At 36.3% G+C, this 23,680-nt stretch carries 16 protein-coding genes, 1 tRNA gene and 1 riboswitch; of the genes, 8 read left to right on the top strand and 9 right to left on the bottom strand.

The features are described from left to right. Positions 1-838 precede the first annotated feature (838 nt). From ACKU4N_RS14490 to ACKU4N_RS14470, 5 genes are read left to right on the top strand one after another with little or no spacing between them, the layout of a single operon-like run. A complete protein-coding gene (locus ACKU4N_RS14490) occupies positions 839-3,985 on the top strand; it encodes a SusC/RagA family TonB-linked outer membrane protein (RefSeq protein WP_321317470.1) in 3,147 nt (1,048 codons plus the stop codon). A 7-nt stretch (positions 3,986-3,992) separates the two neighbouring features. Further along, on the top strand, positions 3,993-5,828 hold the full coding sequence (locus ACKU4N_RS14485; protein ID WP_321317467.1) for a RagB/SusD family nutrient uptake outer membrane protein: 1,836 nt from the start codon (positions 3,993-3,995) through the stop codon (positions 5,826-5,828). A gap of 19 nt (positions 5,829-5,847) precedes the next feature. Further along, on the top strand, positions 5,848-8,658 hold the full coding sequence (locus ACKU4N_RS14480; protein WP_321317465.1) for a SusC/RagA family TonB-linked outer membrane protein: 2,811 nt from the start codon (positions 5,848-5,850) through the stop codon (positions 8,656-8,658). Positions 8,659-8,684: 26 nt separating this feature from the next. Beyond that, positions 8,685-10,433: a RagB/SusD family nutrient uptake outer membrane protein gene (locus ACKU4N_RS14475; protein ID WP_321317463.1), complete on the top strand. Its 1,749-nt coding sequence runs from the start codon at positions 8,685-8,687 to the stop codon at positions 10,431-10,433. Positions 10,434-10,456: 23 nt separating this feature from the next. Next, positions 10,457-11,488, top strand: a complete 1,032-nt coding sequence (locus ACKU4N_RS14470) for a DUF5627 domain-containing protein (protein WP_321317461.1) — start codon at positions 10,457-10,459, stop codon at positions 11,486-11,488. 416 nt (positions 11,489-11,904) lie between these two features. Here ACKU4N_RS14470 and ACKU4N_RS14465 read toward each other — a convergent pair whose 3' ends face one another. The 7 genes from ACKU4N_RS14465 to ACKU4N_RS14435 all read right to left on the bottom strand — a co-directional run bounded on the left by ACKU4N_RS14465 (position 11,905) and on the right by ACKU4N_RS14435 (position 16,648). Next, positions 11,905-12,177 carry an Arm DNA-binding domain-containing protein gene (locus ACKU4N_RS14465; RefSeq protein WP_321317459.1) on the bottom strand — a complete coding sequence of 91 codons (273 nt, stop codon included), beginning with the start codon at positions 12,175-12,177 and terminating at the stop codon, positions 11,905-11,907. A 251-nt stretch (positions 12,178-12,428) separates the two neighbouring features. Beyond that, a tRNA-Ser gene (locus ACKU4N_RS14460) sits at positions 12,429-12,516 on the bottom strand. A gap of 146 nt (positions 12,517-12,662) precedes the next feature. After that, entirely contained in the window at positions 12,663-13,604 is a 942-nt protein-coding gene (locus ACKU4N_RS14455) for an MOSC domain-containing protein (RefSeq protein ID WP_197092621.1), read from the bottom strand. 12 nt (positions 13,605-13,616) lie between these two features. Then, positions 13,617-14,075 carry a cyclic pyranopterin monophosphate synthase MoaC gene (gene moaC / locus ACKU4N_RS14450; RefSeq protein WP_321317455.1) on the bottom strand — a complete coding sequence of 153 codons (459 nt, stop codon included), beginning with the start codon at positions 14,073-14,075 and terminating at the stop codon, positions 13,617-13,619. A gap of 63 nt (positions 14,076-14,138) precedes the next feature. Beyond that, the gene (locus ACKU4N_RS14445) at positions 14,139-14,939 is read right to left on the bottom strand and encodes a GTP 3',8-cyclase MoaA (protein ID WP_321317454.1); all 801 of its coding nucleotides are present in this window, start codon (positions 14,937-14,939) and stop codon (positions 14,139-14,141) included. Further along, on the bottom strand, positions 14,923-16,098 hold the full coding sequence (gene glp / locus ACKU4N_RS14440) for a molybdopterin molybdotransferase MoeA (RefSeq protein ID WP_321317451.1): 1,176 nt from the start codon (positions 16,096-16,098) through the stop codon (positions 14,923-14,925). The genes ACKU4N_RS14445 and glp overlap by 17 nt, the downstream gene beginning before the upstream one ends. A gap of 4 nt (positions 16,099-16,102) precedes the next feature. Next, positions 16,103-16,648: a hypothetical protein gene (locus ACKU4N_RS14435; protein WP_321317449.1), complete on the bottom strand. Its 546-nt coding sequence runs from the start codon at positions 16,646-16,648 to the stop codon at positions 16,103-16,105. A 114-nt stretch (positions 16,649-16,762) separates the two neighbouring features. Continuing rightward, positions 16,763-16,904: riboswitch (molybdenum cofactor riboswitch) on the bottom strand. A gap of 248 nt (positions 16,905-17,152) precedes the next feature. Here ACKU4N_RS14435 and ACKU4N_RS14430 point away from each other — a divergent pair. Then, positions 17,153-18,088: a cation diffusion facilitator family transporter gene (locus ACKU4N_RS14430; RefSeq protein WP_321317447.1), complete on the top strand. Its 936-nt coding sequence runs from the start codon at positions 17,153-17,155 to the stop codon at positions 18,086-18,088. 30 nt (positions 18,089-18,118) lie between these two features. Here ACKU4N_RS14430 and ACKU4N_RS14425 read toward each other — a convergent pair whose 3' ends face one another. Together ACKU4N_RS14425 and ACKU4N_RS14420 are read right to left on the bottom strand one after the other, a co-directional pair. Beyond that, on the bottom strand, positions 18,119-18,769 hold the full coding sequence (locus ACKU4N_RS14425) for an HAD family hydrolase (protein ID WP_321317445.1): 651 nt from the start codon (positions 18,767-18,769) through the stop codon (positions 18,119-18,121). A 133-nt stretch (positions 18,770-18,902) separates the two neighbouring features. Next, positions 18,903-19,634: a hypothetical protein gene (locus ACKU4N_RS14420; RefSeq protein ID WP_321317443.1), complete on the bottom strand. Its 732-nt coding sequence runs from the start codon at positions 19,632-19,634 to the stop codon at positions 18,903-18,905. A 655-nt stretch (positions 19,635-20,289) separates the two neighbouring features. On the opposite strand from ACKU4N_RS14420, the gene thrA reads away from it, so the two are divergent. Next, complete coding sequence (gene thrA, locus ACKU4N_RS14415) at positions 20,290-22,725, top strand: bifunctional aspartate kinase/homoserine dehydrogenase I (protein ID WP_321317441.1); 2,436 nt, start codon at positions 20,290-20,292, stop codon at positions 22,723-22,725. Positions 22,726-22,750: 25 nt separating this feature from the next. Further along, complete coding sequence (locus ACKU4N_RS14410; protein WP_321317440.1) at positions 22,751-23,677, top strand: homoserine kinase; 927 nt, start codon at positions 22,751-22,753, stop codon at positions 23,675-23,677. The last annotated feature ends 3 nt before the right edge of the window (positions 23,678-23,680 follow it).

Genomic DNA, 23,680 nt, shown 5'->3' with positions numbered 1-23,680 from the left:
GAGGAATACTGTCTTTTATAGGAATGATCCTTTTCAAGAAATGATTGTTTTTATCATCCAATTTTATCAGGAAGGTTTTCAGATCCCTGTTTCATTGTTCTGATATGGTTAATTGGAAACAATTTCATCTTATGTTGGGCAACATAAAACAATTACAATTTAAAGACCAAAGTGTGAGTGAGTTTTTTTTGCATCAGCAATTGACTATGATCCAAACAATCGAACATATTATAAGCTTACCACAAATATGCGTTGTAATAATTTCATTGTCAAATCTAGAGATCCGAAAATTTGAAGAAAGGAACATCTTTAATTATAAAATTGCTTCGAGCGCTTGTCTGAGAATTATTTACTGATTATTGGTAAAACTGGAATAGATAAGAGTGTAAAAACTAAATTATATATAGGTAATAGCACGGAAACGATTGAGGCGAACGGCTATAACACAAAAGATCTTAAAGTTACTTCAAGAGGAAATAGTTTTAGGTTTTTATTCGTGAAAGGATTAGTGTTTGTGAAATCTGCTTGCAGACAAAAAACGCACACTCTGTCCTTATTGTAAATAAGGACAGAGTGTAAGTGTTAATTTGTATGTATTAAGAAAGATATGAGGAATTGTAAGCGATAAAACCCCCAATATATCAATTTGTAATAATTATTAAATTTATTAAATTATGATTACAGAAGTTTATGAAAAACCAAATGTGTATTGCAGCTTTTTAAGTGAATGCCTAAATCGAGGGAGGCGTTTAAGGTTTGATAATGATATAGGAATAAACAAAGGTTTATTTGCCTCAAAGAATTTGGAATACTTAAGTGAATTTAAGCTGATTATGTAATGGAACGTACAATGTATTTATTTATTCAAAACTTATCCTTATTTAATATGTTAAGGATTAAACTACAAAAGTATTTTTTGCTTCTAGTTGTATTTGTTTTTAGTTCTACTCATGTGTTCTCACAAAATTTAAGAGAAATTAGGGGGACAATAGTATGTGAGCAAGAACCAATTGCTGGGGCAACAATCATGGTAAAAGGAAATTTAAACTATGCAACTATTTCAGATTTTAATGGTTGTTTTGTATTAAAAATACCGCAGGAAACACCAGTTATCGTTGTTTCGTTTATTGGAATGGAAAGACAGGAAGTCAATGTTGCCGGAAAGGCAGAATTTAATTTGATTTTGGTACCTGAAGTGAGTGTATTATCGGAAATAATGGTTGTTGGCTACGGTAAACAAAAGAAAGAAAGTGTTGTAGGATCTATATCTCAGACAAAAGGTGAAACACTGGAAAGAACAGGTGGAGTAACTAGTGTTGGGGCTGCATTAACCGGTAATTTACCCGGTGTAATTACGGTTTCCTCCAGTGGAACTCCCGGAGAAGAAGATCCTACTATATATATTCGGGGTCAAAGTACCTGGAATGAAAGTAGTCCTCTAATTTTAGTAGATGGTATTGAGCGGCAAATGAGTAGTGTCGATATTTCATCTGTTGAAAGTATTTCGGTACTGAAAGATGCTTCTGCCACTGCTGTATTTGGTGTAAAGGGTGCTAATGGTGTTATTTTAATTACTACTAAACGCGGAAAGGAAGGAAAAGCAGAAATTCGTGTTAATCTTAGTGCCACTGTAAAAATACCTTCTAAATTGCCTGAGAAATACGATTCGTATGATGCCTTAAAGCTTCGAAACGAGATTATTGAACGGGAGGTAGCATTATATCCAGATTCATGGGCTGATTATACTCCCCAAAGCATACTCAACAAGTATCGTAATCAAAGTGATCAGACAGAACGTGAAAGATATGTTAATGTAGACTGGGAAGATGAATTGGTGAAGGACTTTGCAATGTCATACAAAGCAAATGTAAGTGCTTCCGGTGGTACCAAGACTGTAAAGTATTTTACTTCGGTAGACTATTTGTCGGAAGGAGATATATTGAAGCATTTTGATAATAATAAGAGTTATTCACCAGGTTATGGTTTTGATCGTATTAATGTTCGTAGTAATTTGGATTTTGACCTGACAAATACCACCGTTTTCTCAGCTAATTTGGCCGGTTCTTATGCTGTTAAGCAAGATGTTTATGGGCAAGACGATTGGGAGTTTCGTATTTGGGAGGCTATTTATACTTCAGCTCCTGATAGTTATTTACCTCATTATCCTGATGGTTCATGGGGCTATTATCAACCAGAACCTTTGGAAGCATTTAATTCGGCTGCAATACTAGCCAATAACGGGGTACGCAAAAAAACAACGGCAACCATAACAACGGATTTTACCTTGAAGCAAGATCTAAGTATGTTGTTAAAAGGATTGAGTGCTAAAGGTACTTTGTCTTTTGATAATAAATTTAAAACTGTTGGAGGTGTGAATGATGGTGGAGGAGTTCAATCTAAATGGGTGGATGCCAGCACTGGTGAGGTTTATTATTCAAACTATTTTGGAACCAATCAATTTAATTGGGTGCCTTCAAGATGGAGTACAGCTGCGGATGATGTGTATAAAAATAGATGGGGAGGCAGTGACGATTATCGAAAGTTGTTTTATCAATTACAAATGGATTATGCTAAAAAATTCGGTAAACACGATGTTACAATGATGGGGCTGTTTAGTCGTGATAAATATGCAACAGGAAGTGAATTTGAACATTTCCGTGAAGACTGGGTATTTAGAGCAACTTATAATTATGCATCAAAATATTTTGTTGAATTGAATGGTGCCTATAATGGTTCCGAAAAATTTGGACCCGACTATCGTTTTGCTTTTTTCCCTTCGGGAGCAGTAGGCTGGATGCTTAGTGAAGAGAATTTTATGAAAGGTGTAGGCTTTTTAGATATGTTGAAACTTCGTGCTTCATATGGTGAAGTTGGTAGTGACAATACGTGGGTGCGCTTCTTATACGATACACAATGGGCCTATGGAGGCGATGCTAACCTAGGTAACAGTCCTGGTTCCACGAGTCAATATACTTGGTGGAAAGAGGATAGGATTGGTAATCCTGATATGCATTGGGAAAAAGTAGCTAAAACTAATATCGGTGCTGATTTTGCTTTTTTTAATGGTTTAGTAGCAGGTAGTGTGGATGTGTTTAAAGATCATCGTACTGATGTTTTATTAGATGGTGGAAATAGAGCTGTACCATCGTATTTTGGAGGAACACCATCGTATGGTAATCTGGGTGAAGTTGATGTTAAAGGGTATGAGATTGAAGTGCGCTTAAACAAAGTACTGAAAAATGGTATGCGTGTTTGGGGTAATTTTAGCATGTCTCATGCTAAAGATAAAGTTATTTTTGCTGATGATGAGCTGTTACTTGATGATTATCAGAGGACTGCAGGAAAACAAATTGGACAAACGCGTTCGATAATAAATGATGGTTATTACAATACATGGGATGAAGTGTATGGTAGCACGGTAGAGAATGCCTACGATGCTGAAAAATTACCGGGTAATTATCAATTAGTAGATTATAACAGCGATGGTATAATCGATGATTTTGATCGTGTACCATACGGATATCCTGATCGACCACAAAATACTTACAGTGGTACTGTAGGATTAGAATGGAAAGGTTTTAGTATCATGGCTCAATTTTATGGTGTAAATAACACAAATCGATCAGTGTATTTCAATAATTTCGGGGGTCGTACCAACAAGGCCTATGAATTAGGTAGTTGGTGGACTTCTGAAAATACCAATGCTGATTTTGCTATGCCTAGATGGAGTTCGCATGTTTATTCCAGAGGAACTACTGATATTTATGATGGGTCATATATAAGACTAAAGAATGTTGAGGTAGCTTATGAATTTAATAAAACGGTAACCTCAAAATTAGGAATTGGTTCGTTAAGGGTATTTATAAATGGTAATAACTTGTGGATGTGGACTAATATGCCTGATGATCGAGAGGGGCGAAACAATAGTAATAGTGCATATCCAACAATGAAACGCATCAACTTAGGCCTTAACATAACATTATAAAACGGATATGATGAAAAGATATATAAATTTATTATTGAAGGGTTGGGTCTTTTTAATGATTATTGGGCTGGCCTCTTGCGAGGATTATTTAGATAAAGCACCTGAGTCTGAAATATCTAAAACAGATGCTTTTGTTAATTTCTATAATTTTCAAGGTTTTGTTGAAGAATTATATTGTGCTGTTCCTGATATTACTACTGCAAACTGGTCATGTGACTGGAACTTAGGTGATGAGGTAATTGAGAGAGAAAGTGCAGTTTGGTTAAATACTGCTTTTGATAAAGGAGATTATTGGGCTTGGACCAATACTAATTGGATTTCCTACTTGGATAAAGGTAAAGTAGTAACTGGAAAAGGCCAAAGAGAACAAGGGCTATGGCCAAATGCATGGTATGCCATTCGAAAAGCAAATCTGGGTCTTGAAAATCTGGACAATATGGTAGATGCTACTCAAGAGGAAAGAGATTTAATTGAAGGTCAATTATTGTTTTTCCGTGCTTGGTTTCATTTTAAACTCATGAGTTTTTGGGGAGGATTGCCATATCTTGATAGAGCATTAGGGTCGGTTGAAAAATTAGAGTTGCCTCGCCTAAGCTATCAGGAATGTGCTGATAAGGCTGCCGTAGATTTTGAGAGAGCCGCAGAATTATTACCGACTGATTGGGATGGTACTGTTGTAGGTAAAGATACAGAAGGTAATAACCAACAACGAATTACTAAAATTATGGCACTTGCATATGCAGGGAAAAACTATTTATATGCCGGGAGTCCATTAATGAATTATGAGTCAACAGGATCGAAAACCTTTAACGCAGAATACTGTAAAAAAGCAGCTGATGTGTTTGGTGAGTTACTTAAAATTGTTGATGCTGGTCAAACGAATATAGCCCTGCTGAATTTTAGTGATTATAGTGCTTTGTTTTATACTGACGGGCGTTCTACTATTCCAGGAGGTATTGGTGATACCAGAGAGGCTATTTTTCAATGCTTAGTAAATGGCGAGTGGTTTAAAGGTTGCCCTTGGGGACCAAGTGCGTTATGGACAGAAGCAAATATAGGAGGTGGGGCTGTTTGCCCAAATGCCAGATTTGTAGAAAATTATGGTATGGCAAATGGTTTACCTATTGATGATCCTAATTCGGGATACGATGCAAATGATCCGTGGGCAAATCGAGACCCTCGTTTCTATCATGATATTATCATTGATGGAGATCAAGTAATTAGTGGTTCAGCTCCTGCAGACAAAGAACAATTTAGATATGCACAGCTTTTTACTGGTGGGGCGAGTCGTCAAATTAACAAGTCAGGTAGATCTGGATACTTGCTTAGTAAGGTAACTCCAATGAGAATTAATGAAATTGATGGTTTTAATGGAAACTACATGCATCTTTCATATATGCGTTTAGCAGATGTTTATTTGATGTATGCTGAAGCTGTATTGCAAGGATACGGTTCTGCTGGCAGCAGTGCAAATAATTATACCTTAACTGCTGAAGGTGCATTTAATAAAATACGCGAACGGGCTGGCGCTGGTATTATTGATGCTCGGTATTCAGGTAATAAGGGCAAGTTTATGGACGAAATTATTCGTGAACGAGCTATGGAACTTGGATTTGAAGGAGATTTCCGCTTTCAAGACTTGAGACGTTGGTTGTTGGCTGATAAACAGGAATATAAAGAGAAAACGGCAGTTGAATTTGACCGCGGAGCAGACGGTAAACCTGTTAACTATCGTGAACGCCTAGTGTTAACCAGAGTGTTTGAACAAAAACATTATTGGTTGCCATTGAAAGTTTCTGATGTAACTCTTTACCCGTCTTTCGGGCAAAATCCTGGATGGTAATAATAAATAAATGGAAAAAATGATGAAACATATAAGAATAGGAATGATTTTATTCGGATTGTTCTTCGGCTTTCTGTTTGGCGTAAATGCCCAAATAGATACTGCAAAAGTAGTGGCATCCGATGATGATTCTTTAGTACATGGGACTTTTAATTCTGTTAAGGAAAAGGATATGCCTAATGGTGTCTCGGTATTAAATCCTTCAGAATATTTAGATAAACATTATGGTACTTATCCTTTGGATGGAACTGCAGCTTTTGTTGGAGGCGCTAATCTTTGGAATTTAGGTGACCATTTAGTGTTAATTGATGGAGTTCAACGTGAAATACGTGATATAACTGCAACAGAAATTGAGCAAATTTCTTTTTTAAAAGGTGCTAATGCCATTGTATTGTATGGCTCACGTGCGGCCAATGGTGTTGTGCTGATAACAACCAAACGCGGGAAAGCTGGTGATAAGCAGATGAATGTTCGTGTTAATGCAGGGCTTAATATGCCCAAAGCATATCCTGAATATTTAAATTCAGGCGAATACATGACTTTTTATAACCAAGCGCGTGAAAATGATAAATTAGCGGCTTTGTATAGCGATGAAGAAATTACGAACTACACTGGGCATACTAATACGGATCGTTATCCTGATGTGGACTACTATTCATCTGATTATTTAAAAAAGATGTATAACACATATAGTGTAAATGGAGATTTTTCAGGAGGAAATGATATTGCACAGTTTTATCTTTTTGGAGCTTATGAAAGCAATAATTCTTTGTTGAATTTTGGAGAAAGTCAAAATGCGCTGAACTCTCGTTTAAGTGTGCGTGGTAATATTGATTTGAAATTGAATGATTATATCAAGACTTACGTGAATATTTCAACTGTTTATAATTCAGATAAGTCTGGTAACGGTAACTATTGGGAAAAGGCAGCTTCGGCAAAACCGAATAAGTTTTCGCCGCTTATTCCGATAAATTCGATCATGTCTTCAGCTAACGATGCTTTAAGTCTTTTAGAGGAAAATAGTTCGTATTTGATTGATGGAAATTATCTGGCTGGAGGTAATTCCGAATTTGGGACAACAGCATTCGGTGATGAGTATCTGACTGGGTATAAAAATTATATTGATCGTAGATTTCAATATACCAGTGGTGTTGATATTGACTTGCGTAATGTGATTGACGGGCTTTCATTCCATGGACAGGTAAGTATTGACTATATAAATAAGTATAAGCAATCTGTTGATAATGGATATGCTGTTTATGAAGCTGAATGGCAACATTTTACAGAAGGTGATTCTATAGTTGGCTTAACAAAGCATGGTAAAGATACTAGAAGTGGTAATCAAAATTTGTCCGAACAATGGAATCATAATATTATGGAGTCCTTTATTCATTTTGATTACAAAAAGACTTTTAATGATAAGCATAATTTGGATGTTGTGTTATTAGCTGCCGGAGCTCGTAAACGTGAGTTTGGTGAATTCCAATCGTATACTAACGCTAATGCAGGATTGCAATTATCCTATAACTTAGACCATAAGTATTACGTTGATTTTAGCGGATCATTAGTAAACTCCACTAAATTGTCAAAAGATAAGCGTACTGCTTTCTCTCCTACCATTGGTTTAGGATGGGTTATTAGCGAAGAAGGCTTTTTAAAAGGTGGTATTTTCGATCGTTTAAAATTAAGTGCAACTGCAGGAGAGGTTAATACGGATTTAAATTTCGAGGAATATTATATGTATCAAGGTATCTATTCAAGATCATCTTATTATTCCTGGAGAGATGGTGGATATCAAAATCAGGGTTTTACGCCTACGCATGGCGAAAATCTTGATCTTGGATATGTTCAAAGAAAAGAATTAAGTTTCGGGGTGGAAGCCTTAATGTTAAATCAAATGTTAGCATTCAAAGCCAATGCTTTTTTTATCAAAAAAGATGGTTTGCCTCAACAAGCATATAGCCAATATCCAAGTTATTTTAAAACTTATTATCCTTCAGGTTCTTTTGTGCCATTTATTAATTATGGTGTAAATAATTATAAAGGGTTTGATTTTGAAATTAACTACAGAAAACAGTTTGGTGAAGTTGCTTTGACTATTGGTGCTGCAGGTACCTATGTTAAAACTAAAGTGCTAAAAACTGAAGAGGAATTTGGTATAGAAGATTATCGCAGCAAAATAGGAAAACCTACAGATGCTATTTTTGGTTTACAAAGTGATGGTTTTTTTATGAGCGATGAAGAAGCTGCAAATACGACAATAAAGCAAACTTTTGGTGGTGAGCTAAGAGGTGGTGATATCAAATATGTTGATCAAAATGGAGACAATGTTATCGATAATCGGGATCAAATTAAACTAGGAACTTGGGGAAGTCCATTTAATTTTGGTTTAAATCTAACTGCCGAGTTTAAAAACTTTACATTATTTGTGTTGGGGACTGGTTCTTTGGGAGGTATAGCGGTTAAGGATAATGATTATTTCTGGGTTTACGGCGATAAGAAATATTCAAACGTTGTGGTTGATAGCTGGACTGAAGAAACTAAAAACACGGCAACTTACCCACGTTTATCTACGTTAAGTGGAGCTAATAATTTTAGAACGTCTGACTTTTGGACATATAGTACAGATCGTTTTGATTTAGCTAAAGTGCAGTTAACTTATGCTTTGCCAAAATCCGTTTTAGGCAGCTCATTTGTTAAAGATGTAAATATTTACGTGAGTGGCTCTAATTTATTAACGTTAAGCAAAAATAAGGATATTTTGGAATTGAATTTTGGAAAAGCTCCGCAAACTCGTTTCTATAACCTTGGTGTCAAAGCTGTATTTTAAATGATATCATTAAAATGAAAACAGATATGAAGACAAATTTATTTATATTATTGGCTTTGTTTTTTATTTTCACAGGTTGTGAAGACTTATTGTCTCCGGCCGATGAGAATAATCCAACGCTCGAAAACATATATGAAGACGCAGCTTATGCTGAGGGATTGTTATTAAACGCATATGTTTTTTTACCTTCAGGAAGCTATTCGTTTAACGATGTTGCAACTGATGATGCAGTGTCAAACGATCCGAATAATAATTATCTTGCCATGGCTACCGGTGGATGGTCGGCAATGGAAAACCCAACTTCAAGATGGGTGAACTCTTATGCTGCTATTAACTATTTAAATGTTTTTTTAGCTGAAACTGATCAGGTTGAATGGGCAACTACAGGTGAATATGTTAAAGAAATGTTTAATGATAGATTTAAAGGCGAGGCCTACGGTTTACGTGCTCTTTTTATGTATTACTTATTAGAGGCACATGCCGGTAAAGATGCTGGAGGTAATCTTCTTGGTGTCCCTATTTTAACAGAGCCTTTAGATGGACAATCGAGTTATGATATTCCAAGAAGCACATTTGAGCAGTGTATAACTCAGGTTTATGAAGATTTAACAAAAGCCGAAAGTTATTTACCTCTGGATTTTGAAGATATCCAAGAAGGCGAATTGCCTTCAAAATATCAAGGTAAAACATCAGTGTCTGACTATAACAGAGTATTTGGCGCCTATAACAGACAACGCTTGAGTACCCGGATTGTTAAAGGAATCAGAGCCAAAGTTGCCTTATTAGCGGCGAGTCCTGCTTTTAACGAAACCACTTCCTGGGAAAATGCCGCTGATGCAGCAGGGCAAGTTCTTGATCTTATCGGTGGTGTAGCTGGGATAGATCCACAAGGAGGTACCTGGTATTCAAAAGAGAATGGAAGTACAACAGATAATTTAGTGGTTGGTACCAATCCTCAGGAAATTCTTTGGAGAACAAATGTTTCAGAAGAAAGTGATTTGGAACCAGATAATTATCCACCCTCATTGTATGGTAGTGGACGTGTAAACCCTACTCAAAATCTTGTTGATGCGTTTCCTATGGCTAATGGTTTGCCAATTGCTGATGGGGCTAGTGGATATGATGAGAACAACCCGTATGTAGGTAGAGACCCTCGCTTGAATGACTATATCCTATATAATGGAAGTGTATTTGGTCCAGGTTCAAGTTCCATTTTAACGAGTGAAGATAGTGGTGAAGATGGTATCGGAGCAATCGCTAAATCAACTCGTACAGGATATTATTTGCGTAAATTACTTCGTGAAGATGTAAACCTTGATGCTGCCAATAAGACAAATAAGAAACATTATGTTTCTCGCATTCGTTATACAGAGTTGTTTTTAGCCTATGCTGAAGCTGCCAATGAGGCATGGGGACCTGATGGATCAGGAAGTCATGGCTATTCAGCCAGAGATGTTATTGCTGCTATTCGTCAGAGGGCAGGTATTTCTCAGCCGGATAATTATTTAGCATCCATTAGTTCTCTTGCTGATATGAGGAAGTTAATCCGTAATGAAAGAAGATTAGAGCTATGTTTTGAAGGTAATCGTTTTTGGGATTTACGCAGATGGAATGAATCACTTACAGAAACTGCAAGAGGTATGAGAATTTCTTCTAATGGAGCATATCAAGTGGTAAACATTGAAAAAAGACAATACCAGGATTATATGAATTATGGTCCGCTGCCATATCAAGAAGTGATTAAGTGGAATATGACTCAGAATGTGGGTTGGTAAATAATGTTAAAAACATAAAGAAAATGAAAAAGTTAATTTTTATTTCACTGATAATTCTTACACTGATAACTTCATGTCATAATCAGGATTGGGAATTTGAGGACTACGATTATACGACAGTGTATTTTGCTTATCAAACGCCTGTTAGGACTATTGTGTTAGGTGAGGATATTTATGATAATACTCTTGATAATGAGCATAAGTGTAAAATTATGGCCACAGTAGGAGGTGTTTATGAAAATTCGGTTAATAGGATTCTTGACGTAACTGTTGATAATTCACTATGCCAGAATCTTCAGTTTGAATCAGGAAAATCTGTATTACCCATGCCAAGTGATTATTATTCTCTTGCAGAAGATATGCAGATTGTAATACCTAAAGGCTCTAGAACAGGAGGCATAGAAGTACAATTAACTGATGCATTTTTTGCAGATCCTGATGCCATTACCAATACCTATGTTATTCCATTACTTATAGAGAATGTACAAAATGCAGACTCAATTCTGTGTGGAGAACCTGCTGTTGAAAATCCCAATAGAGCTATAGCTTCAGATTGGGGTACAGTACCAAAAGATTATATATTTTATTGTATTAAGTATATTAATTCTTGGGATGCAACTTATTTAAGGAGAGGCAAGGATGTCGTTGTAGCAAATAATGGAGATAATTCATTAAATACAACTAATGTTTATCATAAAGATTATGTTGCGGAGGATCAGATTGTTAGGATGAATACGATGACTTTAGGTGAGGTTTCTTTGTCTCTTTCCACCAGAAACGGAGGATCTGATATTGATATTCCATTTGAGATTCGATTGAATTTTACTAAAGATGGAGAATGTACTGTTTCAGAACCTTCAACGGCAGGTTACAGCGTAAGTGGAACTGGAAAATATGTTAATGATGGTGATGAATGGGGTGACAAGTTGAGAAATGTGGTTTATCTGGATTATAGTATAGATTTTGGAACAACTACGCATTCATTTAATGATACTCTTGTTGTAAGAGACCGAGATGTAGTTCTTGAAACTTTTACTCCAACTTTGGTTCCGTAAGAGGACTTGAACGGTTAAACAGTATTATTTAACTTATCTGAAATATAATTTTAAGAGGCTGTCATTATAAGACAGTCTCTTTTGTTATTGCATATTTTTAATGGAATTGATAGTTGTTTTTGGATCAAGCAGAAAATTTGAAGATCATAAATGAAAGTAATAAACTCGTTTGAGTTTATTACTATGGAAGAGAACATACATATTTCGACCCCTGATATCCTCGAGCGATTTTAATTATTCGAGGATTTTTGTACTGAGTTTTATACATCCCTTCAATCTTACTCATGTCGTTTGAGATGAGCTTCTCGCTAGCTCTGTCATAATTTTTAGTCATTCTGGTATTGGTGTCCCATTATTTTCAAAATAGCCTTAATGTTAAGATTATTGCCCAAAGTAACCGTTGTTGCAAATGTATGTCAGGCTGAATGTGTACTTAAGTTCTTATTGATATCACACAGGTCGGCTATTTCCTTTAAGTAGGTATTCATCTGATTGTTTTCTTTTGTCATAAGAGAGTTGCCTTTCCATTTCCTTTTATTAGAATCCCAGAACTTAGAATCAATACTTCTCTTAAGAGATATATCTAATCTTTGACCATCGATAGTAATTCTTACAAAGATTGGAGATTTTCCGTTTTTCAGTTTAGTAGTCTTTCTTGCAAAAAATAAAATAGAAGTTGTTTGTCTCATTTTTACTGGTTTTTGAATGTTTTAAAACGATTTGTCAAAACTAGCAAACGAGTGATTTTTTAGCGGAGTAAAACAGTGAATATCAGAGTATTAGTGCCTGCTTGTGGTGTTGCAAAATCAAGCTTTAAAATCTACACCGAATTCTACACCTTTTTATTGCTGTTTTAGGTGTTTAATTGCGTTGGCACTAAATGAAGAAAGCCTTGTAAACTTAACGTTTACAAGGCTTTTCTTTCTGTTTCATTTCTGCATGGCGGAGAGAGAGGGATTCGAACCCCCGGTACGTTGCCGCACAATAGTTTTCAAGACTACCGCATTCGACCACTCTGCCATCTCTCCAATATACTTTTGAGCTTTAATTGCTCTGCTATCTCTTGTGATAACGGGTGCAAATGTAGAATAAAAAATACTTGCAGCCAAACATTATTTTACTTCAGAGAGTAATTTATTTGAAATAGCTTGATCTTCAATTCAATTAATTTTAATTAGCCATGAATATCCAACTCATTCATCATGTAAAGTGAGTGTTCAATCGTCTTAAAAATCTCCGAGCAGTATTCATTTACGGCTTTTGGACTACCAGGCATGGTATAAATTAGAGTTTTATTCATAACACCTGCAATGCCACGACTAACCAATGCATTTGGCTTTTCCATTCCATATTTTACCCGAATCAATTCCATAATTCCGGTTATCTCTTTTGTGATGTGTTTTTTTACTACATCAGGAGTAATGTCTTTTGGTCCAATACCTGTTCCACCTGTAGTGAATACAAGATCAAAATCTTCCTCTTTTGCTTTTTCAAGTAGATTGGTAAGATCAAATTCTTGATCAGGAATAATGAATTTTTCTATTTGATAATGCCGGTTTTTCGATTTGAAGAATTCTTCAGCTAATTTCTCCAGTAACGGACCGCTTTTATCAGCATATTCACCTCGGCTGGCTCTGTCGCTAAGAGTGATTACCATGGTTTTTATTACTCTTGGATGATAGCAAAGAACATCACCGGCTTTTAAATTACCTCCGTTTAAAACTCTGCAAAAAATACCTTCTTTTGGCATTACACAGTTTCCTATTTCACGAAAAATACTGCAGTTGTCTCCATGGCATTTTTTACCAATCTGAGTTACTTCCAAAATCATGTCACCTATGTGGAAACGATCAAGTGGAGCAGTCAAATGAAGTAAAAGTCCTTCGGTGGTAATATTCTCGGCAAATTCTCCAAAATTGATATTGCGTTTGGCTTGTACCGAAAATTTATCGATACTTTCTTTGGCCAGCAAGCTAACCTGACGGTGCCAGTTTCCCGAATGTGCATCATTTACAACACCAAGAGAATGCAATTCTATGGAATCAACAGGCTTTTTGATTACTCCTTTTTTTTCAGATATATTTACAGATAGTACTGATACTTCTTTTGTGCTCATGCTCATCGTGTTTTATTGCTTCAAATCGGTTTTTGTTTTTTCTACAAGCGCAATTTCGCCTAACACCATTGATTTATCAACAGCTTTACACATATCGTAAATGGTTAGCAGAGCGATGCTGGCAGCGGTTAACGCTTCCATTTCTACTCCCGTTTGTCCAATGCATTTTATCCGGGTATTTACCTGAACACCCTTCTCTATAATGCTGCATTTTACTTCAGCTTTGGTAATCTGAAGTGTATGACATAAGGGAATTAAATCGCTTGTGCGTTTAGCTGCCTGAATACCGGCTATTTCGGCAATAGTCAATACATCGCCTTTTTTTAGCGCATTTTCTTTAATTAATTCGATGGTTCGGGCTTTTAAATAGATGATGCCAACAGCTTTGGCTTCTCTTATTTGCGGAGCTTTATGACCCACATCAACCATATTGGCTTTCCCATCTTTGTCTATATGACTAAATTCTCCCATCAATTTAAAGTTGTTTTCTTATCATTATTCATTGCTCAGGGGTAACTGATCTCTGTTTTAAATTTATCCTCCGATTCCGTAAAAACTGCCGTTTTTATTTTTTGTGCCGGCTTTTGGTTTTTGGTTGATCGATTTATTGATTGCTTGTTTATTACCTAATTCTTTAATGTCGAATTCACTGGCATTGAACAAGCAGGGTTTTACTTTTCCATTGGCTGTAAGCCTAATTCGGTTGCATTCCAAACAGTTACCTCCTTTGCCACCTTCAACAACAGAGAATTCCCCAGTAGCTAAATCCATTTGTTTAATGAATCGTAATTCCAGATGATTACTCTTGCAAAATTGGCGTAAATTTTCCAGGTCATCCAAATCTGCATCAAGCATTCGAACGCAGTTTATTTTTACGGGATGCAACCCAGCCTTTTGAGCTGCTTTAATTCCTTTAAAAACATCTTCAATATCACCCAGTCGGGTTATTTTTTTATATTTTTCAGGATTGAGCGTATCTAAACTAATGTTCACCCTTTGTAATCCGGCTTTGGCTAATTGATCAGCAAACTGATCAAGTAATATGCCATTAGTGGTCATGGCAATTTCCTCAATTCCGGAAATATCAGAAAGTAATTTCACCAAATCAACAATACCTTTTCTAACCAGAGGTTCACCACCGGTCAGTCTTATTTTACTGATTCCGTTTGCTACTGCTTCCTTTGCAAAATCGGCAATCTGCTCAAAGCTCAATACTTCATCGTGAGCCATTAAATCAATACCTTTCTCGGGCATACAATAAGTACATCGAAGATTGCAGCGATCCGTAACCGAGATTCGCAGGTAATTTATGTTTCTATTATAATTGTCTAACATGAACAAATTCTCCTTCCGTAAATTCATCAACTTCCCTTGGAACTGCCATAATTCCATTGGCTAAAGTAAAAGCATTAATGTGTGCCGAACCATGATAGCTAATAGGCACAACCTGATTGTCTGCATTAAAGCGAACAGGCAAAAATTCAAGCCTGTCGGTTCTTTTTCGCTGGTAATCTGAAGCAATTGGCATTCGTACCATCGGAGCGTTGTAATCATGTCCCATAAGTCGATAAAGTAATGGTTTGCCGAGTAATTCAAATTGTACAAATGAGGAAACCGGATTTCCAGGTAAACCTAAAACATATTTCTCCTTGCAGGTCGCAAAAACGGTATGTTTTCCGGGTTTAACCATGATTGAATGAAACCAAATATTGAAACCAAGTTCTTTTAGAATTTGAGGAATATAATCGAAGTCACCAACCGAAACGCCACCTGATATGATAAGAACATCATTCTCTTCCAAACATTTTACCATTGCTTCCTTGGTAGCCTCTTTCGAATCAGAAACAATTCCGAGACTATTGCCCTTAATGCCCATTTTTTGCAACTGAGCTTGTAATTGCCATGAGTTTACATTTCGGATTTGGGATATTTCAGGTTTTTGATCTGGTTCAACCAATTCGCTTCCGGTTGCAATTGTTGCTACTTTTGGTTGTCTGAAAACAAGAGGATTTGTACAGCCAACACTTGCCAATACAGAAATGTGCTGTGCTTTTAATCGGGTTCCTCTCTTTAGAACAACATCATTTTCTAAAATATCTTCCCCTTTAAGGCAAATGTTCGGTTTTGTTTTTTCTTTTGTAAATCGGATGTGATTGTCATCAATTTCTTCGGTGTGTTCAATCATGATTACTGTATCGGCACCTTCCGGCACCATAGCTCCAGTCATAATTTTGGAACACTGATTGTTTCCGACAGCTTTGCTTGGAGCATAACCTGCCGCAATAATTTCTAAAACTTCAAGATTGTTTGCCAAATCAGATTGTTTGCAGGCATATCCATCCATGGCCGATTTATTAAATGGAGGAATAGACATGTCTGAAAGAACATCTTGTGCAAGAACCCGATTCAAACAATCAGCAAGATTGATATTTTCGGCATCCAACTTTTTAGTGGCATTTTTCACAGTTTTTAAAGCCTCGTGAAACGTAATCATATTGTTAGTTTTTTATTTCCCAGCCATTAGTAGTAAAAGCAATTTTTTTTGCAGTAAAATCAAATTCCTCACCGTTAAATTCAATCCATTTGTCTGCTAATTTTCTGTAGCCAACAGCTCGGGGTTTTATGTTGTTATTATTTTTTTTATTGATCATTAAAAAAAGTCCGGGCTCAATTAAGTCTCTTAAACCTCCCGATTCACAGATTATTGGAGTTTCGGGTGATAGTGTTTTTTCAAAATAAGAGAGTACTTCATGAAGATAATCATCTTTAGCCTGAACGTAATACACCTTTTTGCTTCCTGCCCGAAACAAGCGATTGCTATCCTTACTGCCTGTTTTACTAGTTTCTTTTGCAATTACAAAATTATCAGTTTCGCTGATGATTTCTAATTCTTTGCTTAATTCATGAAAGTGAGGAGATATTTTAATACAAACCAACTCATTTTCACATTTCAATTTTTCAATTAATCGACATGCAAATAGAGTTTTACCAACGTTTCTGCCGGTTCCTGCAATTAATAATATATTCCTTTTACTACTTACCATTTCTTAAATATAAGAAACCTCCAATTCAATTCAGAATCGGAGGTTTATGTTCTTAGTTTCAACAGCATGTAAATTGCTAAGGCAAAGTACATTTACTTATCTGTCGGTATCATACTAAATCACAAAAACACTCCTTTCCAATTTTAGGGTTTAAGCCCAGCGGGAGGCAAATTCGTTTCCCAATTTACCCATCGGTTTATAATTCGTTCCGTTTTGTTGTGGTTTAGAAATTATAAACTCGGAGATCACTTTATTTCAAAGGCAAAGATATAAATATTAATGAATCTACAAATGTGTATGTGTAATGATAAAAAAAATGACGCAAAGCTTGGTTATTCTATAAGAATGGGATTTCTGAAGAAAGCCTGCAGTCTGTAGTATTTAAAATGGAAACGATTGTGTTCTAAATGAAAAGGGAACAGAATTTATTTTGCAATTTATAATTAGTTTGATTAAAAAAAAGAATTCATTGCTATATTTATAGGCTTATTAAATGAGGCTAATATGGGAAAAGGGAATCATGGACATGCGCATCACGATCATGGTGATTTAAAAGGGCGAAATTTAGGAATTGCAATTCTTTTAAATGTTGGATTAACGGTTGCTCAAGTTATAGGGGGATTTGCGTCGGGGAGTTTGGCTCTTTTGTCCGATGCCATGCATAATTTTAGTGATGTTCTTGCTTTAATCATAAGTTGGTTTGCAAGTAAATTGTCGAGTCGGAAACAAACAGCAAAACAAACATTCGGGTATAAAAGGGCAGAGATATTAGCGGCTTTATTTAATGCAATATCTTTAGGGGTAATCGCATTTTTTCTTTTGAAGGAAGCCGTCCAGCGGATTTCGGAACCTCATGAGATTGAAACGGGATTGGTGATGATTTTGGGAGGTTTGTCAATACTATTGAATTGGCTTAGTATGTTACTGGTGAAGAAAGATGCTAAGGGCAATATAAATATGCGGTCGGCTTATCTGCACCTGTTATCGGATATGGTATCATCGGTAGCAGTGGTGCTGGGAGGATTGGCAATGTACCTTTGGGAAATTCCGTGGGTCGATAGCGTTCTGTCAATACTTATCGCACTTTATTTGGTTTATTCGAGTTGGGGTCTGGTAAAGGAAAGCGTTCGAATTCTTATGCAGTTTGCTCCTGTTCATCTCAACCTGGAAGAAATTCATATGAAAGTTAAAGAGCTGGAGGAAATTGAAAATATGCATCATGTGCACCTTTGGCAACTGGATGATAACCAGATTAATTTCGAAGCTCACATTAGTTTTAGAAACGATATCAAATTGAGTGAAATAAGTAAGGTTCTGCACAATCTGGAGCACATGCTTCATAACGAATTTGAAATTAGTCATGTTACACTTCAGCCGGAAATAAATGGTTTTTGCGAAGATGAAAGTGTTATAAGTCAGGAAAGAAAACATACTCATTAGTTTATTCTCTTTCCTGTTTTATCTGATATTTTAATTGAAAGAATTAAGCAGGTCCATTGGGTTTTCGACAAGGATCTTTGCTCCGTTTTCAAGTAATTCTTCCATATCCCGAAAACCCCATAAAACCCCTGCTGCGTACATTCCGGAATTTTCGGCTGTCTGCATATCAACTCCTGAATCGCCAACATACATTATTTCTTCAGGAGCAATGCGCATTTTTGCACTAATAAGTATAGCTCCTTTAGGATTTGGTTTTCTAGGAATATCTCCACCTGCACCAATTACCATTTCCAATGTCCAGTCAGAGAGTAAAACTTTCACTACTTTTTGTGTTAACTCATTGGCTTTGTTCGAGAATATCCCAATTTTAATGCCTTTTTTCTGCAGTTCTGTAAGAAGTTCTGCAATATCTGGATACAAACAAGTTTTAGCCGTGCAATTATTGTCATAAACAATCATCATTCTGTTAAAACAGGCTTCTAATATAGATTCATCATTTACAGAATCGGGCAGGGCATTTTCAACCAGGGATTTCAGTCCACGTCCAACAAAAGTTTTGTACGTGTCATAGTCATGTGTTGGAAATCCTTTTTCTGTTAAAACAACATTCATTGAATCTGCAATGTCTTCAATTGAATTGGCTAGTGTGCCATCAAGGTCAAAAACTACTCCTTTTATCATTACAATCTGTATTAAGTTTAAGAAGTACAAATATTGTAAACTCAGGTTAAGTATGCAAAGGGAATCATATAAAATTTCAGGCATAAAAAAGCAGTTAATTGGAATTCCAATTAACTGCTTAGGCTGGTTGTATTTATCTAATGATGGTTCTTAATTCAGCATTGTAATCATTGGTAATATCCATCCATTCATTAAACATGTTTTGCCATGATCCTTCTCCATATAGTTTTTCAAACTCTTTTTTAAATCCACTGTCTGAAGACCAATCGGCATAGCTTTTAAAATCCCATATCATTCCAACATCAGCACTTTCGCTTGTATGCAATGGGTTGTTGAAAATTAGAAATGCAAATCCCAATTTTTCAGATGTTTTCATTAGTTTTTCAGCAATTGCTTCAAATCGGTAATACTGACCTTTTTTCAGATCGATAGCCCAAGCTTCATAATACCTGGCATTCATTAAAATTTCTTTTCCAAAAGATAATTTAGGGTTGTAATTCCAAAGATTGATTGGGCCATATTTTTGAATCAGAGGTTCTATTGTTTTATCCCAATCGTCTTCATGACCATTTTCTTTTGTAGGGCGGGTGTCTAAAGCAGCATATGTTGTGGGTCCCATTATCCAAACATACCAGCCGGCTTTGTCACCGTATTCAACTTTTCGTAAACCTGCCACATAATCACCTTTTGGATGAAATTTTTCATTGTGAGCTTTAATTGCTTTTTCAAACTCATCAGCCATTCCTTTTTTTGGTAAAATGTAAACACTCTCAACAACTGTTTTCTCTGCTTTCTCATTGGTTTGTGCTGTAACAGCAAAACTGAAACATAAAGCAATTGCTAAACCAATTATTCTTTTTTTCATGATAATATTGTTTTGGTGAATAAAGACTCAATTTACAATTTTATTTAGAATTATTCTAATTAATATTTATTAAACAGCTCACAATGAGACTATAATGATTGTTTTATTGTGATTGTAGTGGAGGAGAAATAACAATATGAATCACTGAAAATGGATTTTAGTAAAAGCTAAAAAAGGTAGATTGATATCGTTTGCATTGGATCAAAGGATAAAAAATGGATAATAATATTCGAAAGAATCCTTTTGAAATGATACGGATAAGAAAAAAAAAAGCATATATTTGAATCTCTTAAAGATGAGGAATAGCTTTTTTGAAACAGATAAATAACATAGCGGTTGAAATGAACATGTTGAGAACCAACATGGGAATGTCTATGTCTGAAACTTCTATTTGTACTATTCCTGCAATAATCACAACTACAACCACAACCCTTTAGGGGGTTGAATTTTTACATATCGCCACAGGTGAGTAGTTGATTGCTCAAAAAGCCATAAGGTATTTTGTACCTTGTACAATCACTGATTGTGCAGCAATTGGTACTAATTTGGAGCATTCTTAATAACAAAGCAGAATAACTATTTAACCAAAATTTATATCAACCGATGGACAACCGGACATTTGTACGGAAGGAAATCCATCATAAGAAATTAGTCAATGAAGGTTTTAAAATTTGGAGGGAGCTCAGTTTCCAATTCAGGGAATTGTAAGCGGGTTCAGGAGATCATTAAAAGGGATTATGCCAACTGTAAACAAGTTGTAGTTGTTTCAGCTTTTGGCGGAGTTACCGATGAGTTGGAAAGATGTATTAATCTGGCCGGTAATAGAAATAAAGAATATGAAGATGCTCTTTTGAAAATAAAGGAAAGACATTTTCAAGTGATTAATGAACTTGATCTACAAGAAGAAATAGAATTGGGTACATCAAAGAAATTTGATGAGATAGCAGAATTACTTCAAGGGGTTTATCTCTTGGAAGAAATCTCGCAAAAGGTGAAAAATGCTGTAATGGGATCGGGGGAGATATTATCATCTTTAATTTTTTCAGCCTATCTAAATCAATGCGGGATGAATACTGTGCTTTTCGATTCCAGAGATTTTATCAAAACACAGAATGGAAAAGGAGTATTTCTAAATAGTGAGCAGACCAATAAGAATTTGGAAGCGGTAAAAGATGTCAAATTTCAAGTAGCCTTGTTTCCCGGCTTCATAGCTTCAGGTCAGAAGGGTGAAATGACACTGCTCGGGCGGGGAGGATCGGATTACACAGCTTCTATTTTGGCTGCAGGATTAAAGTGCAGCGAGTTGGAAATCTGGACTGATGTTAGCGGTATGTTTACTGCCGATCCAAGATTGGTATCGCAGGCACTGCCAATTGAGCAAATGTCTTTTCAGGAAGCAATGGAGCTTTCTCATTTTGGTGCTAAGGTCATCTATCCTCCAACCTTAATTCCGGTACTGCAGAACAAAATAAATGTTCGTATTAAAAATACTTTTGCTCCCGATGAAAAGGGAACTTTAATCACCACTTCACCTAAAAGTGAACGTTCTATAGTACGAGGACTTTCTTCAATTAATAACATCAATTTATTCACACTTTCAGGTAGTGGAATGGTTGGTATAAGTGGATTTGCATCTCGTTTTTTTACTTGTTTGGCTCAGAATAAAATTAATGTAGTTCTAATTACTCAGGCTTCATCGGAGCAGAGTATGAGTGTTGGGATTAATGAAGGTGATCGGGAGTTGGCTATTGAAGCAGTTCGTTCTGAGTTCGAAATGGAAATAGGGATGAATTTGGTGAATGAACCAGCCGTTGAGCAGGATCTGTCAATTGTTGCCGTTGTAGGTGAAGACATGGGATATACTCCAGGAATTTCAGGAAAAGTGTTTAGTGTACTTGGTAAAAACGGAGTAAATATTCGGGCTATGGCTCAGGGAGGTAATGAATTAAACATTACTTTCATGGTTCCAACCTTCGATGTAAAAAAAGTATTAAATGTTATTCACGAAGATTTCTTCATCTCAACGTATAAAAAAGTGAATCTGTACATTGCAGGAGTTGGTAATGTGGGGGGGAAATTATTGGAATTCATTAAAAATCAATACGATTATTTGCTTGAAGAGAAAGGATTGCAACTGATTGTTCGTGCAGTGACCAATAGTAGGAAAATGTACTTTGCAAAAGATGAAAATATGCTTCAGGATTGGAAGCAAAAATTGGAGGACGAATCTGAGGTGGCCAATTTGCAGGAATTTGTAAAGAGAATGGATCAGGCGAACCTTAGAAATTCTGTGTTTGTCGATATCACTGCAAGTGAAGCTGTAAGTAAGGTGTATCAGCAGGTTTTGAATTCTACTGTTTCTATTGTGGCATGCAATAAAATTGCAGCTTCTTCAGAATTTGGTAATTACCTGAGAATTAAAGCGGCAGCAAAAAAGCACAATGTTGAGTTCATGTTCGAGAGCAATGTGGGAGCAGGATTGCCAGTCATTAGCACGATCAATAGCTTAATTCATACCGGCGATAAAATTGTTGGAATTGACGCTGTTGTGTCTGGTAGTTTGAACTTCATAATGAATGAGTTTAATAATGGTAAATCCTTTGTTGAAGCAGTGAAGATGGCAATGGACCAAGGGTTTACTGAGCCAGATCCAAAAATCGACCTGAGCGGAATGGATGTATTAAGAAAGCTTTTGATATTATCCCGTGAAGCTGGTTACAAGTTGGAAGTGCAGGATGTAGAGCATGAGCCTATGATTCCATTATCTTGCCTGAATGGACAAACGGCAGCTGATTTGATCTGCGATCTTGAAGCTCACAACGATCATTTTGAGGCTTGGAGAACTGTGATGGCTGAAAAAAACATCAGATACCGTTACATCGCTTCTTTTGCAGATGGCAAAGCTAATGTAAGCCTTAAAGAGGTTACATCCGACCATCCGTTTTACGATATACATGGTAAGGATAATGTAATTTCGTTAAAAACGAAGTGGTACAACGATCAGCCATTGATTATTAAGGGAGCCGGAGCCGGAGCAGAAGTAACAGCTTCTGGGATTTTTGGTGATATCATTAGAATAACCAGCAATTAATTACCAACAAAGAAAATTGAATAACATGTCAGATAGTGTGAAAGTTTTTGCTCCGGGCAGCGTTTCCAACGTTGGTTGTGGGTTCGATATATTAGGATTTGCCATCGATGGGGTGGGCGATGAAATGATTATTACCAAAAATGATCAGAATAAAATCATTATACAATCGGTGAAGGATTATGAGGATCTTCCTACGGATCCAAAGAAAAATGTTGCAGGTGTAGCCATTCAGGCTTTATTGGATGATTTGGAAAGCAATCAGGGTTTTGATGTTGAGATCATTAAAAATATCAAGCCTGGCAGTGGAATCGGATCTAGTGCGGCAAGTGCTGCAGGTGCGGCTGTTGCAGTAAATGAATTATTAGGCAAACCTTATACAAGAATGCAATTGGTTGATTTTGCCATGAAAGGTGAGGAGGTTGCTTCGGGTGATGTTCATGCTGATAATGTTGCTCCTGCAACACTTGGTGGTTTTTGTCTGATTAGGGGATACAATCCTCTGGATGTAATTCATATTCAGCCACCGGCAGATTTATGGTGTGTCGTTATTCATCCACAAATTGAAATCAAGACCAAAGAAGCACGGGAAATATTGTCTCCCCAAATTCCTCTAAAAAAGGCAATTCGTCAGTGGGGAAATGTGGCAGGCTTAATGGCCGGACTTTATACTTCCAATTATAATTTGATCGGACGTTCTCTTGAAGATCATATTGTAGAGCCTCAAAGGAAAGTTTTGATTCCTGAATTTGATGAATTGAAACTGTCTGTTATGGAAGCCGGAGCATTGGGCTGCAGTATTTCCGGATCGGGACCATCTGTATTCGCATTGGCAAATGGAAAGGAATCTGCTGATGTTATTGCGGCCGCAATGGATACAGTATACGAACGTACCAATTTGGATTACAGAATTTATGTTTCCAAAGTTAGTGAAGGTGGAGTGAAAATTCTGTAAAAG

The organism is Labilibaculum sp. (assembly GCF_963664555.1).
Classification (GTDB): Bacteria; Bacteroidota; Bacteroidia; order Bacteroidales; family Marinifilaceae; genus Labilibaculum.
Note: the sequence above shows the minus strand (reverse complement) of the source record. Positions and strands in the feature narration are given on the sequence as shown.

What these genes read in the sequence shown, in the direction of transcription:
- ACKU4N_RS14490 (WP_321317470.1), top strand. Translation starts at nt 839, where the DNA reads ATGGAACGTACAATGTATTTATTTATTCAAAACTTATCCTTATTTAAT.
- ACKU4N_RS14485 (WP_321317467.1), top strand. Translation starts at nt 3,993, where the DNA reads ATGATGAAAAGATATATAAATTTATTATTGAAGGGTTGGGTCTTTTTA.
- ACKU4N_RS14480 (WP_321317465.1), top strand. Translation starts at nt 5,848, where the DNA reads ATGATGAAACATATAAGAATAGGAATGATTTTATTCGGATTGTTCTTC.
- ACKU4N_RS14475 (WP_321317463.1), top strand. Translation starts at nt 8,685, where the DNA reads ATGAAGACAAATTTATTTATATTATTGGCTTTGTTTTTTATTTTCACA.
- ACKU4N_RS14470 (WP_321317461.1), top strand. Translation starts at nt 10,457, where the DNA reads ATGAAAAAGTTAATTTTTATTTCACTGATAATTCTTACACTGATAACT.
- ACKU4N_RS14465 (WP_321317459.1), bottom strand. Translation starts at nt 12,177, where the DNA reads ATGAGACAAACAACTTCTATTTTATTTTTTGCAAGAAAGACTACTAAA.
- ACKU4N_RS14455 (WP_197092621.1), bottom strand. Translation starts at nt 13,604, where the DNA reads ATGAGCACAAAAGAAGTATCAGTACTATCTGTAAATATATCTGAAAAA.
- moaC (WP_321317455.1), bottom strand. Translation starts at nt 14,075, where the DNA reads ATGGGAGAATTTAGTCATATAGACAAAGATGGGAAAGCCAATATGGTT.
- ACKU4N_RS14445 (WP_321317454.1), bottom strand. Translation starts at nt 14,939, where the DNA reads ATGTTAGACAATTATAATAGAAACATAAATTACCTGCGAATCTCGGTT.
- glp (WP_321317451.1), bottom strand. Translation starts at nt 16,098, where the DNA reads ATGATTACGTTTCACGAGGCTTTAAAAACTGTGAAAAATGCCACTAAA.
- ACKU4N_RS14435 (WP_321317449.1), bottom strand. Translation starts at nt 16,648, where the DNA reads ATGGTAAGTAGTAAAAGGAATATATTATTAATTGCAGGAACCGGCAGA.
- ACKU4N_RS14430 (WP_321317447.1), top strand. Translation starts at nt 17,153, where the DNA reads ATGGGAAAAGGGAATCATGGACATGCGCATCACGATCATGGTGATTTA.
- ACKU4N_RS14425 (WP_321317445.1), bottom strand. Translation starts at nt 18,769, where the DNA reads ATGATAAAAGGAGTAGTTTTTGACCTTGATGGCACACTAGCCAATTCA.
- ACKU4N_RS14420 (WP_321317443.1), bottom strand. Translation starts at nt 19,634, where the DNA reads ATGAAAAAAAGAATAATTGGTTTAGCAATTGCTTTATGTTTCAGTTTT.
- thrA (WP_321317441.1), top strand. Translation starts at nt 20,290, where the DNA reads ATGAAGGTTTTAAAATTTGGAGGGAGCTCAGTTTCCAATTCAGGGAAT.
- ACKU4N_RS14410 (WP_321317440.1), top strand. Translation starts at nt 22,751, where the DNA reads ATGTCAGATAGTGTGAAAGTTTTTGCTCCGGGCAGCGTTTCCAACGTT.